This window comes from Pseudomonas sp. 9.3L (assembly GCF_058536285.1).
In genome coordinates this window covers 3,384,458-3,398,169 of record NZ_JBZUBK010000001.1, presented here as the reverse complement: position 1 = coordinate 3,398,169, position 13,712 = coordinate 3,384,458, and the positions used below count along the sequence as shown (strand labels likewise).

Below are 13,712 nucleotides of genomic sequence, written 5' to 3'. Positions count from 1 at the left end.
CATGTACAAACTGTGCTTCTTCGTGCCCCCAAGTCACCTTGAATCCGTGAAGGCTGCTGTGTTCGATGCTGGCGGTGGTTGCATCGGCAACTACGATCGTTGCTGCTGGCAGGTGATGGGGCAGGGTCAGTTTCGGCCACTGGGCGGTAGCGAACCGTTCATTGGCCAGGCGGGCACCGTCGAAACGCTTCAGGAATGGCGCGTCGAGATGGTGGTGGCCGATGCGCTGATCGAGGCTGTGGTGGCCGCTCTCAAGCACAGCCACCCTTATGAAACGCCAGCCTATGACGTGTGGCGGCTACACGACCTGTAGCCTGCCCACCGCCCCCCTTAACCGATCAACGCCGCTCCTCCACGGCAGCGGCAGTGGTGTGCTGCCGATCATGGCCGCCGGCGCGAATCACCCCCAGGTTGCCGTGTTCGTCGGCCTTGGCCTGCTCACTACGGCCAGTGGTGAGTTCGTTGACCACGCTGGTTAGCAGCTCTGCAGGGCCTGCGGAAGCGTTGATGCTCACGTCCGCTCGATAGTCCCGGCCGCTCAGGTCGGTCAATTGCACGTCGCTGCCGCCCAACGCTACGCTGCCTTGGGCGGAACGCAGCTTGGCCCCTGTCAGTTGGGTAGTGCCCGCCACGTCCAGGTCAATGCCTTCACGACCGCTGAGGGTGGTTGCCTTCGCCACCTGATCACGCCGCTCATGAACCACGTCGAGCAGCAGGGTAGGGCTCAGTTTAGGGTCAATAGCCTGTAGCGACTTGCCAAGCTTTTCCTTGGCTTTATCCGCGAAGGGGCCTGTGACCGCGCTCAGGCCATTGAGCAGGCCTTGAGGGTTGTTCTCCTTGCCGAAACGGCCATCCACCTTCACCTGAGTGGACGACACTTCATCCTTCAGGCTGCTCACCACCAGGTCGCCGCCAACGGTGCCGCTTACGTTATTGGCGGTGATCACCGCGCCCTCCAGGCGGGTATCCATGGCCGATTCGAGTGCCAGGGTTTTCGTCCGGATGTCTGCATTGGCGTGGGTGGTGGTTTCCACGCGGTCGACGTCCACCTTGCCTCGGGCGTAGAGTGCCGAGGCGTCGTCGTCCTTGTTTAAGCCACGGCTGCCGTTGACACCAGCGCCGGTTGCGAGACGCAGGTTGTCTTTGTGCTCCTGGCTACGGGCCGCCTCGATACTGATACCGCCGTTCGGGGCCTCCAGCTGTAAACGGTCACCGGCTAATTGCGTGCCCTCCAGGCGTACCGAGGTGGCGTCGTGGGCGTGGCCTGTTACCACCAACTCATTGACCTTGAGTGCCGCGCCCTTGCGTGTCTCGGACTGTTCGTCCACACGCCCTATATCGATATGGCCGCCAATGCCTGCACCTTTGCGCTGAGCGTCGGCGGCTGGGTTGCGGCTAGCGTTGAATTGCACCGCACCGCCCAGTTGCTTGCCCTCAGCCTCATGGGTGTCGACCGTGGCGGTCAGCTCGGCCTTGCCGCCGGCCGTGACCTCAAAGCGCTCAGTGGCTTTATTGCCATGGTTGATAGCCACGCCTTGAAGATTCACGTTGCCCTCTCCCTGCACGGTGCCCTCTGCCGTTTTGATGCTGCCGCCCACCCCTTGCGTGTTGGTGGTGGTGAGGGTGTTTTGCTCAAGTGCTGCCATCAGGAGTGCGTTTTGGCCGGTCGGGGCGTTGCCTGCCTTCACCAGGCCGTAACCCGTAGTCGTGGATGTTTCCGAATGCTGGCGGTGTTGCGCTTGGAGTATGTCCAGGTCTCCCCCCACCTTTGTGTCCAGGCGGCCTTCGCCTGCGTCGAAGTTGGCCCCTTCGTAGCGGCCGTCCGCGCCCAACTGGATGGCCACGCCTTTTTTGCCGGCCACGCCCAGGGTGTAAGCGGTGGTGCTTTCGTCCAACAGGCTGTGAGAAGTGCCGCTTCCCTTCAGGGTGCCGTTTACGTCGGCGGTGGTGACCGTGTCCACCCGCAGGCCCGCCTCTATTTGGGTGTCCGTGCGGGTTTCAACGCGTGTTGCGTACGCGGCAGGGGCGTCATGGGTGTCGGCGGTGATGGAAGGCTTGCCGTTGGCGGCGGTGTACAGCGTGCCCCGGTCATAGAGCAACCCCTCCACGGTGGTGTTGGTTTCAGCGCCAGAGAGTTCGGTGACGTTCGGCTGCTCAGTCCGCAGGCCTTCGGCACGGTAGGCGTAGGTGCCGGTGCCATCCACACCCAGCGACGGCGGTGCCAGGGCGTCTTCTACGCCTGTCTGCTGGAAGCGCGCCTGGTCCTTGCCTTCGATGGCCTTGCGGATAGGGCCGGTGATGTCCTTGATTTCAGCACTCAGGCCCAGCTCGCCCTGGATACGCGAACTGGTTTTTTGCGTCTCATCGTGAGTTGCAACCTCCTCGCGATGAATTTCTTTACTGATTTCGTTGACCTCGCCTTTGGCCACGACCTTGGCACCCGCGTAATCGATGCGCTCTGAAATATCCAGGTTGAGGTCGTTTTCTGATTCGAGCGAGGCCAGGGCGAGTTGGGTACTGCTGGCGGTTTCGGTGTCCTTGGCGTGGCTGCCCACGGAGGCGCTGCCCGCCCGCTCGGCCCCGACCTGCACCTTGATGCCGCCCATGCTCGTGGAGCTTTCAGTGGCTTTGCGGGTTTCGTCCACTTCGGAGATAACGCTCAGGGTTTCGGCCTTTATATCCAGATCCCCCTGGGTGGACCTCACCTTTGAGGCGCCCACGGTCACGGCCTGTGCGGTCACCTGAACCATGGCTCCTTCAACCAACGAAGGCTGGTGCTCGGTGCGGCGGGTTTCTTCTCGTGTGTTTTTCTGCTGGTAGCCCCCTAGGGCCTGCCATTGCAGGGACCTGTCCTTGCCTTCTTCGGGAGGGCGGGTTTCGCCCGCGCTGCCTGTGAAGGCGCCGTTACGAGCGGTCGTGGTTTCATCGCGGGTGTCCTTGCCCGAAAGCACGTCGACCGTGCCCTTGGCATCGAACGCTACAGCGCCTCCTGCGACGACCTTCGAACCTATCACCTTGATGTCGGTGGCACTCGCGACGGTGTGAGCGCCTGCGGTGGTGAACTCAGACGCTTTAGCCGTTCTTTGGGTTGCATCCGTTGACTGCTTGGTACCCAGCGCACCACCCATTTGGGTCGTGTTGCGGTGTTCGGTTACCTGTCTGAAGTCGGTGACGTTCTCGATCACCACGCTGCCTTTCTCGCCAACCGTAAAGGTACCATTCGCGCCTTCTACCTTACTGCCACGCACCCGCACGTCATCCGACACCAGGCTGGCGGTGCCTCCAGCCGTTAGTTGGCTCCCTCGGTGGACGGTGCCGGTCTCTTTACGGCCGCCCGTGTTCTTGAAGAAAAATCCCTTGGCCAAGTCGCCCCGGTATTCGTCCTTGTCGGAGGTGTGCTCAAAGCCCTGAGCATCGATGTCTATGGATTGCGCCTTGATAGCCAGGTCGCCTTTCGAGGTGATGTCACTGCCACGCACCCGTGCCTTGCCGCCGGCTTCGATGGAGACCGTTGCGCCTTCCAGTACCGAGGGGCTGGCGGTTTCGCTCGTGCTGGACTCTGTTTTATCCCCCCGCCATAGGTGCTTGCGGTGATGGGTTTCCTGGCTGCGAGTGGTGCGTTCGACGCCGGCTTCGATGGTGACGTTATTGCCCCCTTTTACCTTCAAGGCCTGCCCCGCTTGCACTGCGGTCGCACGCAGCGTTACGTTTCGGCCGGCTGAGAGTTCAGCGTTTTCGGCGGCGGTGACGGTCGTGCCCTCCAGCCGTTTACGGGTGGTCGCGGTGTCTTGGGAATAGGTTTCGGTGGTGATGAACAGGGTTTTCTTGCTCCAGGCCTCGCGGCGCTGTTCGAGTTTTTCCCGGGTGGCGGCGTCCAGGGTGAGGTCGCGGCCGGCATGGGCGCGGACCGTACGCCCCGCCAGGCCGCTGCCACTGATGGTGAGGTCCCGCGTGGCCTTGAGGCTGAGCTCGCCCTGTGCCGCGCCTATCCGGGTACGGCCTTCATTGCCTTCGCGGCCGATCACCAAGTCGCCAGCGGAATCGACAGTGACGCCCTGGCGGCCCATCACCTCAGGCCCGGCCAGCCGAATGCCCGCGCCCTCTCGGGTACTGATCAGCCGAATACGCCCTGCGCGCATCGCGCCCAGTGCATTGAGGTCGATACCGTGCGCCAGGTCGGGCGCTTGGCGGCTTTCCAATACGTCCAGGGTCTGGGCCGAGACACGGTTGCGCCCGGCAATGGCGCTGAGGTCGGGGCCAGCGCTCAATTGCCCCTGGCTGTCGATACGAGGGGCGATCAGGCCAATGGCGGCTTCGGTGCTCAAGCCGCCACCCTGTATGCGTAGCTCGCCTGGCGCACCGAAGGTGTTGAGGCCGGTCAGGCGGCCGTCCTCGATCTCGGGGGTGCCTACCAGAAACACCGCCCGCGGCGTATTGATAAAGCCCACGCCCTGGATGTGAATGCCGTTGGGGTTGGCCAGTACGTAGTCCGCCGCGCTGCCGAAAATCTCCTGGGTACCCAGCACGTTGGACGACCGCTGGCCTACCACTTCGTTGAGGATGACGCTCGCAGCCTGCCCTTGAAACTGAGGGTTTGCAGCCAGCTCGCCGGCCAGGTGAGATAGCCCGCCCGCGACGGCATTGTTCAGCACCAGCCCCTGCACGGGCACGTTGTAGTCACTGAACTGGTTATGGGACAACCCGTTGCCGTTGGGGGCAGTGATGCCCACCACGGGCACGCCGTTGTACTCACTCAGCAGCGGTGTGCCACCCGGCCCCGTTACTGGCGCAATGCCGTTACCCAGTGCTACCAGGGGTTGGGCAAACAACGCTACTGCGATGGCCAAGCGCAAGGGATCGGGGCGCAGGTAGCACTGTGGAGAACCTTTGGTTTTTTTCATTGGGGGTTTCTCGTGGTGGGGGAGGGTTAAAAGCGCAGTTGCAGGCCTAGGCGCCAGTAGCCGGGCTCGGTCAGGGCCCCACGGCGGTAGAGGCTGCGTTGGTACTCGGCGTCGAGGCGGCCGTTGGGGTGGCTAAGGCCGGCGCCAATGGCGGCCCCTAGCAGGCGTGTACCTGAATGGGTGGGGGTGCCGCCTTGGCCGTCGGCCCAGCCGGTGTCCAGGCCCAGGGTTGGGGTGAAGGTGAAGGCGGACGGCAGCGAAAAGGGGAGGGCGAGGTTGGTGCGCCAGGCCACGCCGTTGCTGGTGTCGGCGCCGCCTCGCTGAAAGCCGCGCACAAGGCTGCCGCTCGTCAGGCCCAGGCCTTCTGGGGCGGGCAAATACTGAGGGCTGTATTGAGCGTGCAGGGCGCTGCTGATGGTGTAGGTCAACCCGCCCCAGTGATAGGCGGTCGTTCGCGACATGCTGGCATGCCACTTGTCGAAGCGGGCAGTTTGGGCATGGGGTTGTGAAACGGCGCGCCCCTTGTTGGCGGTCCAGCCGCCCAGGCCACGGCTGTAGGCCAAGGTGCCCGCCCAGGTAGTGTTGCCCATCAGCCACAGGCCATTAAGCCCCAGCTGCAGGGTGCGGTAGTGAGGGCTTTGAACCGTAAGGCGCGTACCTGCAAAGTACGCATCGGTGCGTTTGTCTTCCAGGCGCAGGGTGCCACTCAACAGCCGCTGCTGGTCCCGCCACAGGGTGCGTTCCAGCCCATAACCCAGCAGGGTGCTGCCCCCTTCGAAGCCTAGGTGCCCCGTGTTGCCCGCCAAAGCGGTACGGTAGCGAAACCGGTTGGCATTCAGCGTCAGGTTCCAGGGGCCGTAGGGAGTACTGTAGTACACACCCGCCGAGAGACTATTGGCGTCACCGATGCGGGAGCCGCTGCCATAGACGGTCAAGCTGTCGTTGTGCGACAGCGGGTTATCCAGCGACAGGCTCAGGTGGGTTCGATCACGCCCGGTACTCGCGCTACCGCCGTTATCACGCGCCGCAACCACCTCCCAGCGGCTGGGCCGGCTCAGGGCGCTCAATACCACCCGCGAGCCTCCCGGCAGTTGCCCTGGCAGTATGTCGGCGGTCAGGTCGATGGAGCGCAGGCGGTTTAGCTGTTCCAGCCCTTGCTCTAGCTGGCGCAAGTGCAACGGCTCGCCCAGCATCCCTGGAAAGGCTGCGGCCAGGCTGATGGGGAGGTCGTCACCGGCCAGTTCGATGGCTTCTACAAACCCCTCTTCGATGCCCAGCATCAAGGGCTCGCCATCGATCGGGGGCGCCAGCAGCATGGGGCGGCTGGCCACGTAACCTGCTGCGGTGTAAACGCCGGTAATGGCCGCCAACACCCGGTTGATCTGGCCAGGCGTCAGGCACGGGCTGAGATGGGGCTGCACCGCCTGGTACAAGCGGTCCCCCGGCAGGTTGTGGTTGCCTGCCAGGCGTACGCCGGTGATGTACCAGCAGGGCGCGTCAGGGCCTTCCTCCTCAGGAGGGGGCACTCCCGGTGGTTGGACGGCTGGGGGTGCAGCAGGGTCATCATTCAATTGCCGCTGCCGCCGCTCCCACTCAAGGGCCTCGCGACGCTGCTCGGCATCGTGGATGAACCGCGAGGGCGCCTCAGGTACGGCAGGCTGCGCCAGCACGCTGGCAGCAGAAAAGCTGCCTGCGGTGAGGCTAACCAAAAAGATGAATCTATGCACCATAATAGCCATCCGTTTGAATGGCTATCACCTTACGTGGGGTAGGGCAGTGGTCGCTGTAATCCCCGGCTTATAAAGGTGCAGGACGTTTTTGACAGAATTGCAGGAAAATTCCTGGCGAAGCGCTTATCCCTACGGTCGGATCTCGATAAGTGTGCCATCCTTCACCAGGCTCCACACTTCCTGCATGTCGGTGTTGTTCAGCGCAATGCAGCCGTCGGTCCAGTCCAGCGACTGGAAGTACCACTCGGGGTAGTCTTCGCTGACCGGCGTGCCGTGGATCATGATCATGCCCCCAGGCTCGACCCCGGCATTGCGGGCGTTGTTCGCGTCCCGTGCATTGGGGTAGGACAGGTGCAGCGCCAGGTTGAAGCGGTCGCTTACCTTGCGCCAGTCCACCCAGTACAGGCCTTCCGGGGTACGTTTGTCGCCCTCGCGCGCTTTGGCACCGCGTGGTTGCTTGCCCAGGGATACCCGGTACGTCTTCACCGCCACCCCGTGACTGAGCAACTGCAACTGGCGAGCAGATTTGATGACCAGCAGCTTGTCCACCGAGCCATTGACAGCCAACGGCGCCGGCGCTGGCGTGCCCAGCGGCCGAGGAACGATGGTTTGAGTGAAGCTGGCGTTGGCTGCGCACGCGAACGACAGGCACAGCATCGCAAACAGCATACGCATGGATAAAGGGCACTCGCTCAGGTCAAGGGGGTGACGGGCTGCGCGTACATCGGCGGCAGGGCTTCGTTGCGTACCGGGAAATTGCCGCCACGGCGGTCATCGAGCCAGCATTCTAAAGTACGGGCCACGGTGCGGAAAGCCAGCTCCGACCAGGGTATGTCTTTTTCGCTGAACAGCTTCACCTCAAGGCTTTCAATGCCGGCCGCGAAATCCAGGTCAGCCAGCGTGGCTCGGAAGAACACGTGCACCTGGTTGATGTGAGGCACGTCTAGCACGGTATACAGATGAAGGTCGTCCAGGCGCGCGCAGGCTTCTTCTTCGGTCTCCCGAAGCGCCGCCTGCTGCACGGTTTCGCCATTTTCCATAAAGCCTGCGGGCAACGTCCAAAAGCCTTTGCGCGGCTCGATGGCGCGGCGGCACAGCAGCACCTGGTCGCCCCACACCGGCAAGGCCCCGGCCACGATGTTGGGGTTCTGGTAATGCACCGTGCCACACGCGGGGCACACATCGCGCAAGCGAGCGTCCCCTTCGGGGATCAGGCGGGACACGGCGTGGCCGCACTGGCTGCAGAAATTCATTGAGTTCTCGCTGATAGGGCAGGCTGTAAAAGGGACTGCATTTTTGGGTTGGGCTATACGCGCCTTTGTAGCATGATGGAGGGCAGGCCAAGAAGCGGGGGACACCATGCTCGAGGAGTTATTGCGCCGTATCGGCAGTCATGTTCCGCGTACGCTGGAGGTCGACCGACGCTTTCCTGAAGCCGCGGTACTGATGCCCATCACCCGGGCCGAGAGCCCTGAGCTGATCCTCACGTTACGGGCCAAGGGGTTGTCGACCCATGGCGGTGAAGTCGCCTTTCCCGGTGGCCGTCGCGACCCCGAAGACACAAACCTCACCTTTACGGCGCTGCGCGAGGCCGAAGAAGAGATCGGCCTACCGCCCGGCATGGTCGAAGTGATCGGCCCGATGAGCCCCTTGATCTCCGCGCATGGCCTGAAGGTGACCCCTATCGCGGGGATCATCCCTGATTTCGTCGAGTACCGCCCCAACGACGCGGAAATCGCCGCGGTGTTCTCCGTACCGCTGGATTTCTTCCTGCAGCCCCCCAAGGAGCACACCCACCGTGTCGACCTTCAGGGGCGTGACTGGCATATCCCCTGTTACCGCTACGACGGCTACAAAATATGGGGCCTCACTGCCATCATGATCGTGGAACTGATGAACGTGGTCTACGACGCGGGCATCATCATGGAACGCCCTGTCGGGCCTGCGCGCCTGGCGTAGTCGTTATCTGGAATCACATCGCTATGACCGCTCTGCCTGAACCTGCCACGAACACCGACCCGGTGCGCCCGGTACGCTCGCCCTGCGTCAGCGTGTGCGCGCTCGATGACAACGACCTGTGCACGGGCTGCCAACGTACCGCTGCCGAAATCACCCAATGGGGCCGCATGAGCAACGACGAACGGCGTCGGGTGATTGCCCTGGCCACTGCGCGGGCGAAGGCCCAGGGGCTGATGCGCTAGGCGGAGGGGTGCGGTCATGCGCACGGGCTTGTTGTAGAATGCGCGCCTTTGAAGGGTTGCGCCCGGCGGCCCTCGATTGCTTACCCTGAGGACCTGACATGACCCGTATCGGAACCCCGCTGTCACCGACCGCCACCCGTGTATTGCTGTGCGGCTCGGGAGAGCTGGGCAAGGAAGTGGTGATCGAGCTGCAGCGGCTGGGTGTCGAAGTGATCGCCGTGGACCGTTACGCCGACGCGCCGGCCATGCAGGTGGCGCACCGTAGCCATGTGATCAACATGCTTGACGGCGACGCACTGCGGCAGGTGATCGAAGCTGAAAAACCGCATTACATCGTGCCGGAGATCGAGGCCATCTCCACCGCTACCCTGGTGGCGCTGGAAAACGAAGGTTTCACGGTCATTCCCACCGCACGTGCCGCGCAACTGACCATGAACCGCGAAGGCATTCGTCGCCTGGCAGCAGAAGAGTTAGGGCTGCCCACGTCGCCCTATCACTTTGCCGATACCCTTGAAGACTACCGCGAGGCCGTGCGCGCGCTGGGTTTCCCCTGTGTCGTGAAACCAGTGATAAGTTCGTCCGGCAAAGGCCAGAGCCTGCTTAAAAGCGAAGCCGACGTGCAACGCGCGTGGGACTATGCCCAGGAAGGCGGCCGTGCGGGCAAGGGCCGAGTGATCGTTGAAGGCTTTATAAACTTCGATTACGAAATCACTCTGCTGACCGTACGCCATGGTAACGGCACCACCTTCTGTGAGCCCGTAGGCCATCGCCAGGAAAACGGCGATTATCAGGAGTCCTGGCAACCTCAGGCCATGAGCCAAAAAGCCTTGGAAGCCTCCCGCGAAGTGGCCCGCGCCGTGACCGAGGCCCTGGGCGGGCGCGGCATGTTCGGCGTAGAGCTGTTCATCAAAGGGGACCAGGTGTGGTTCAGCGAGGTCTCGCCACGCCCGCACGATACCGGCCTGGTTACCCTGATTTCCCAGGATTTGTCCCAGTTCGCGCTGCATGCCCGTGCGATTTTGGGGTTGCCGGTCCCGGTGGTTCGCCAGTTCGGCCCATCGGCATCGGCCGTGGTGCTGGTCAATGGTAGCTCTCGGCAAACGGCGTTCGCCAACTTGGGCGAAGCGCTGAGCGAGGCAGACACCGCCCTACGCTTGTTCGGTAAGCCAGAGGTCAACGGCCAACGCCGCATGGGCGTGGCCCTGGCGCGTGACACCTCGATCGACGCCGCTCGCGCCAAGGCCACCCGTGCCGCTCAGGCGGTGAAAGTAGAGCTCTAGGTCAGCCTGCTACAGCGCCTGATGACGGGTTTCCTTCAGGCAGGCCACCGCGACAAGGCTGATCAGGGCGGCGGCGGACACATAGCCGCCCACCCAGCTTAAGCCGCCCATGGCAACGAGTTTTTGAGCGAAGAAGGGCGCAGCCGAGGCGCCCACGATACCGCCGATGTTGTACGCCGCCGACGCTCCCGTGTAGCGCACCCGAGTAGGAAACAGCTCGGGCAGCAGCGCGCCCATGGGGGCAAAGGTTGCGCCCATCAATAGCAGCTCCAGGCTCAGGAATAGCACCACCCCGGTGGCTGAACCCTGTGTCAGCAACGGCTCCATGGCAAACCCGGACGCCAGCGCCAGGGCGCCACTGACCAGCAGCACGGGTTTACGCCCGTAACGGTCACTCAGCCAGGCGCAGACCGGTGTGGCGGCCGCCATGAAGAGCACGGCAAAGCACAGCATGGCCAAAAACGCCTGGCGACTGTACCCCAGCGCGGTTACCCCGTAGCTCAGCGAAAATACCGTAGAAATGTAAAACAGCGCATAGCACACCACCATGGCGGCGGCGCCTAGCAGCATGGGCCGCCAGTGGTCACGGAACACCTCGATTACGGGTGCCTTGGCGGTTTCATGCCGCGCCAGTGCGGCAGCGAACACCGGCGTTTCGGCTAGTTTCAGGCGCACATACAAGCCGATCACCACCAGCACGGCACTGAGCAGGAACGGCAGCCGCCAGCCCCAGCTACGAAATTGTGCGTCGTCCAGGCCTAGGGCCAGCCCAAGGAACAAGCCGTTAGCCACCAAAAACCCAATGGATGGCCCCAGTTGAGGAAACATCCCAAACCAGCCGCGTTTGCCTTGAGGGGCGTTTTCCGTGGCCAGCAGCGCTGCACCGCCCCATTCTCCGCCCAACCCCAGCCCCTGGCCAAAGCGCAGTACGCAGAGTATTACCGGCGCCCACAAGCCAATCTGGTCATGGCCCGGAAGCACCCCTATCAGCGTGGTACACACGCCCATCAATAGTAGCGACGCCACCAAGGTGGCTTTGCGCCCTACTCGATCACCGAAATGGCCAAACAGGGCCGAGCCTAAGGGGCGGGCGAGGAAGGCAATGCCGAAGGTCAGGAAGGCCGACAGCATTTGCGCTGTGCCGGAGGTTTGCGGGAAGAACACCGGGCCGATCACCAGCGCAGCGGCGGTGGCGTACACGTAGAAATCATAGAACTCGATTGCAGTGCCGATGAAACTGGCGGTAGCAACACGGGCCGCCGAATTGACGGGGGGCGCCATCAGCGGCGCATCGGCCGCGAGGGTAGTAGAAGTCATGGGCGTCTCGACAGTCATGGAGCCATGAACGGCGTGGCCGTGCTGGCAATTATTGTAATGTGCGCTGAACAACGCCCTGGGTCGGGGAGCGCCGCCGCACCTTGTATGTACAGGGGCGGTTGCAGTGTTCAGCCAAACTGACTGGCCGAGGCGTGCGGTGCGGGTGGCACCGGCTTCGGCGGGCTGGGTAAGCCCGTGGAGTATAGGAAGGACAGGCGCCTTGGGCAATGTTGCCTGTCAGGGCGCAGCAGCAGGGGCGATGTGCTGCCATGCCAATACGCGCTTCACGCGGTTTTCTTCGGTTTCGAGGATTTCCATCCGGTAGTGGCCAATTTTCAGGCACACCGAGCGTTTTGGAATGGACTCCAGCGCTTCGGTAATCAGGCCGTTCAAGGTTTTAGGCCCATCACTGGGCAAGTGCCACCCCAGTACTTTATTCAGGTCGCGCAGGCTGGCGGCGCCGTCGAGGACATAACGGCCGTCAGCCTGGGGGAAGACGTGTGGGTGGCTACCAGTGGTTTCGTGCTCGAACTCGCCAACGATCTCTTCGAGAATATCCTCCAGGGTCACCAAGCCCAAGACCTCACCGTACTCGTCCACGACCATGCCCAGCCGCCGTTGCTGTTTATGGAAGTTCAGCAGCTGGATATGCAAGGGCGTTGCTTCGGGCACGAAATACGCTTCGTAGCAGGCCCCCATCAGTGCCTCGAGGGTCAGGCTTCGGCTAGGCAACAAATGGCTTATTTGCCGTGTGTTCACCACTTTGTCGACCTGATTGATATCACCCCGGTATACCGGCAGGCGCGTGTGCCGGCTGACCATGAGTTGATCGATGATCGCGTCCAGTGGGTCGTCCAGGTCCAGGCCATCCACTTCGTGGCGCGGTATCAGGATGTCGTTCACCGTCATCCGTTCCAGCCCCATGATCCCGCTGGCTACGCCCTGCCTGGACGCAGGGCTTTCGACGGATTCAAGCTGGTCCTGGCTGGGCTCGGCCTGGGGGTGGCGCTCCGAAGGGTCGTGGCGGGCAGGGGAGGGCTGCCTGAAGCCGTGGAGCAGGCGTTGCTGCGCGTGGGCGAACGGCAGCGCCAAACGCACGGGTAGCCACAGCACCAGCCCTGCCTGGCCGAAACGGTCGGCATAGCGCTGGGCCAGTAGCGTGGGCACCAGTGTGGTAAGCACAATGATCGCCAGCCATGCCAACAGGGCACCACCACCGGCCCCTACGGCGCCGCGCGCCTGTACGCCGAGCACTACCGCCAGGCTGATGATGATCAAGTGGAAGGCCAGGCGTGCCTGGTTAAACGCCGACTGCTCCCGGTCCTGGGCGCGCCGGCTTCGGCCTTGGCGTGCCAGGCGGGCATGGTCGTAGGCGGTAAGGGCGCCGCACCACAGCAACGCGAGAGCGATGACGCCGGCCGTAGGCGGTACTGACAACACCATGACAGTCACCTAGATATGCAGGATGTATTCGCGGACCAGCTTGCTGCCGAAATACGCCAGCATCAGCAGGACGAACCCTGAAAGCGTCCAGCGGATGGCCACGTGACCGCGCCATCCAAGCCGGGTGCGGCCCACCAGCAATACGCTGAAGACCACCCAGGCCAGGCAGGACAACAAGGTTTTATGCACCAGGTGCTGGGCAAACATGTTCTCCAGGAACAGCCAACCGGACACCAGCGACAGTGACAGCAGCACCCAACCTGCCCACAGAAAGCCGAACAGCAGGCTTTCCATGGTTTGCAATGGAGGGAAGGCACGAATAGGGCCTGAGGGGTGTTTGTGCTTGAGCTGGTGGTCTTGAAGCAGTAACAGCAAGGCCTGGAAAGCGGCGATGGTGAACACGCCATACGCCAGGATCGACAGCAGGATGTGGATAAGAATGCCGGGCTCTTCGTCGATGCGAGGCACCGTGCCAGTCGGCGCGAATTGTGCCACCAGGGTAGTGATGAGGCCCAAGGGGTAGAGCAGCACCAGCAGGTTCTCGACCGGCAGGGACGCGCACGCCAGTAGCGTGAGGGCGATAACCGCCGCCGCGATCAGGCTGGCCGCGGTAATGAAGTCTAGGTTCAGCCCTTCGGCGCCGATCATCTGTGACGACAGCGCGAGCGCATGCAACAACACCGCGACCACGCCCCCGCCGCACAGTAGGGCCCTGTTGGCTTTCGCCCCGCGAGCGAGCCGGGCGCCATGGTAGGCCGTGGCACCTGCGTAGATCAGCGCCGAGGCGAGGCTTGGAAGCAAACTGGAGGGCAAGGGGAGCATAGGTCCTGGCAAGCGCTA

11 protein-coding genes are annotated in these 13,712 nt (G+C 63.0%); 4 read left to right on the top strand and 7 right to left on the bottom strand.

Annotated features, from left to right (window positions below; genetic code table 11):
* The first annotated feature begins 1 nt into the window (after position 1).
* On the top strand, positions 2 to 313 hold the full coding sequence (locus AC4LE2_RS15800; protein ID WP_491826659.1) for an NGG1p interacting factor NIF3: 312 nt from the start codon (positions 2 to 4) through the stop codon (positions 311 to 313).
* A gap of 25 nt (positions 314 to 338) precedes the next feature.
* On the opposite strand, the gene AC4LE2_RS15795 is transcribed toward AC4LE2_RS15800, so the two are convergent.
* From AC4LE2_RS15795 to AC4LE2_RS15780, 4 genes are all read right to left on the bottom strand, one after another.
* The gene (locus tag AC4LE2_RS15795) at positions 339 to 4,901 is read right to left on the bottom strand and encodes a hemagglutinin repeat-containing protein (protein ID WP_491826658.1); all 4,563 of its coding nucleotides are present in this window, start codon (positions 4,899 to 4,901) and stop codon (positions 339 to 341) included.
* A gap of 26 nt (positions 4,902 to 4,927) precedes the next feature.
* The gene (locus AC4LE2_RS15790) at positions 4,928 to 6,631 is read right to left on the bottom strand and encodes a ShlB/FhaC/HecB family hemolysin secretion/activation protein (protein WP_491826657.1); all 1,704 of its coding nucleotides are present in this window, start codon (positions 6,629 to 6,631) and stop codon (positions 4,928 to 4,930) included.
* A gap of 129 nt (positions 6,632 to 6,760) precedes the next feature.
* Positions 6,761 to 7,306: a L,D-transpeptidase family protein gene (locus tag AC4LE2_RS15785; RefSeq protein ID WP_491826656.1), complete on the bottom strand. Its 546-nt coding sequence runs from the start codon at positions 7,304 to 7,306 to the stop codon at positions 6,761 to 6,763.
* A 17-nt stretch (positions 7,307 to 7,323) separates the two neighbouring features.
* On the bottom strand, positions 7,324 to 7,884 hold the full coding sequence (locus AC4LE2_RS15780; protein ID WP_491826655.1) for an NUDIX hydrolase: 561 nt from the start codon (positions 7,882 to 7,884) through the stop codon (positions 7,324 to 7,326).
* A gap of 106 nt (positions 7,885 to 7,990) precedes the next feature.
* Between AC4LE2_RS15780 and AC4LE2_RS15775 the strand changes: the two genes are divergently transcribed.
* The 3 genes from AC4LE2_RS15775 to purT all read left to right on the top strand — a co-directional run bounded on the left by AC4LE2_RS15775 (position 7,991) and on the right by purT (position 10,112).
* The gene (locus AC4LE2_RS15775) at positions 7,991 to 8,590 is read left to right on the top strand and encodes a CoA pyrophosphatase (protein ID WP_491826654.1); all 600 of its coding nucleotides are present in this window, start codon (positions 7,991 to 7,993) and stop codon (positions 8,588 to 8,590) included.
* A gap of 23 nt (positions 8,591 to 8,613) precedes the next feature.
* The gene (locus AC4LE2_RS15770; protein ID WP_491826653.1) at positions 8,614 to 8,832 is read left to right on the top strand and encodes a DUF1289 domain-containing protein; all 219 of its coding nucleotides are present in this window, start codon (positions 8,614 to 8,616) and stop codon (positions 8,830 to 8,832) included.
* Positions 8,833 to 8,930: 98 nt separating this feature from the next.
* Positions 8,931 to 10,112, top strand: coding sequence for a formate-dependent phosphoribosylglycinamide formyltransferase (gene purT / locus AC4LE2_RS15765; protein WP_491826652.1), 1,182 nt, complete (start codon positions 8,931 to 8,933; stop codon positions 10,110 to 10,112).
* A 9-nt stretch (positions 10,113 to 10,121) separates the two neighbouring features.
* Here the strand turns inward: purT and AC4LE2_RS15760 are convergent, their stop codons facing one another.
* From AC4LE2_RS15760 to AC4LE2_RS15750, 3 genes are all read right to left on the bottom strand, one after another.
* Positions 10,122 to 11,429, bottom strand: a complete 1,308-nt coding sequence (locus AC4LE2_RS15760; protein WP_491826651.1) for an MFS transporter — start codon at positions 11,427 to 11,429, stop codon at positions 10,122 to 10,124.
* A gap of 237 nt (positions 11,430 to 11,666) precedes the next feature.
* Positions 11,667 to 12,872, bottom strand: coding sequence for a transporter associated domain-containing protein (locus tag AC4LE2_RS15755; RefSeq protein ID WP_491826650.1), 1,206 nt, complete (start codon positions 12,870 to 12,872; stop codon positions 11,667 to 11,669).
* A 9-nt stretch (positions 12,873 to 12,881) separates the two neighbouring features.
* Entirely contained in the window at positions 12,882 to 13,694 is an 813-nt protein-coding gene (locus tag AC4LE2_RS15750; RefSeq protein ID WP_491826649.1) for a cytochrome C assembly family protein, read from the bottom strand.
* Positions 13,695 to 13,712: the final 18 nt, after the last annotated feature.

Bases quoted from the DNA above. Each gene is read 5' to 3' on its own strand.
- AC4LE2_RS15800 (WP_491826659.1), top strand. From the start codon at position 2: ATGTACAAACTGTGCTTCTTCGTGCCCCCAAGTCACCTTGAATCCGTG.
- AC4LE2_RS15795 (WP_491826658.1), bottom strand. From the start codon at position 4,901: ATGAAAAAAACCAAAGGTTCTCCACAGTGCTACCTGCGCCCCGATCCC.
- AC4LE2_RS15790 (WP_491826657.1), bottom strand. From the start codon at position 6,631: ATGGTGCATAGATTCATCTTTTTGGTTAGCCTCACCGCAGGCAGCTTT.
- AC4LE2_RS15785 (WP_491826656.1), bottom strand. From the start codon at position 7,306: ATGCGTATGCTGTTTGCGATGCTGTGCCTGTCGTTCGCGTGCGCAGCC.
- AC4LE2_RS15780 (WP_491826655.1), bottom strand. From the start codon at position 7,884: ATGAATTTCTGCAGCCAGTGCGGCCACGCCGTGTCCCGCCTGATCCCC.
- AC4LE2_RS15775 (WP_491826654.1), top strand. From the start codon at position 7,991: ATGCTCGAGGAGTTATTGCGCCGTATCGGCAGTCATGTTCCGCGTACG.
- AC4LE2_RS15770 (WP_491826653.1), top strand. From the start codon at position 8,614: ATGACCGCTCTGCCTGAACCTGCCACGAACACCGACCCGGTGCGCCCG.
- purT (WP_491826652.1), top strand. From the start codon at position 8,931: ATGACCCGTATCGGAACCCCGCTGTCACCGACCGCCACCCGTGTATTG.
- AC4LE2_RS15760 (WP_491826651.1), bottom strand. From the start codon at position 11,429: ATGACTTCTACTACCCTCGCGGCCGATGCGCCGCTGATGGCGCCCCCC.
- AC4LE2_RS15755 (WP_491826650.1), bottom strand. From the start codon at position 12,872: ATGGTGTTGTCAGTACCGCCTACGGCCGGCGTCATCGCTCTCGCGTTG.
- AC4LE2_RS15750 (WP_491826649.1), bottom strand. From the start codon at position 13,694: ATGCTCCCCTTGCCCTCCAGTTTGCTTCCAAGCCTCGCCTCGGCGCTG.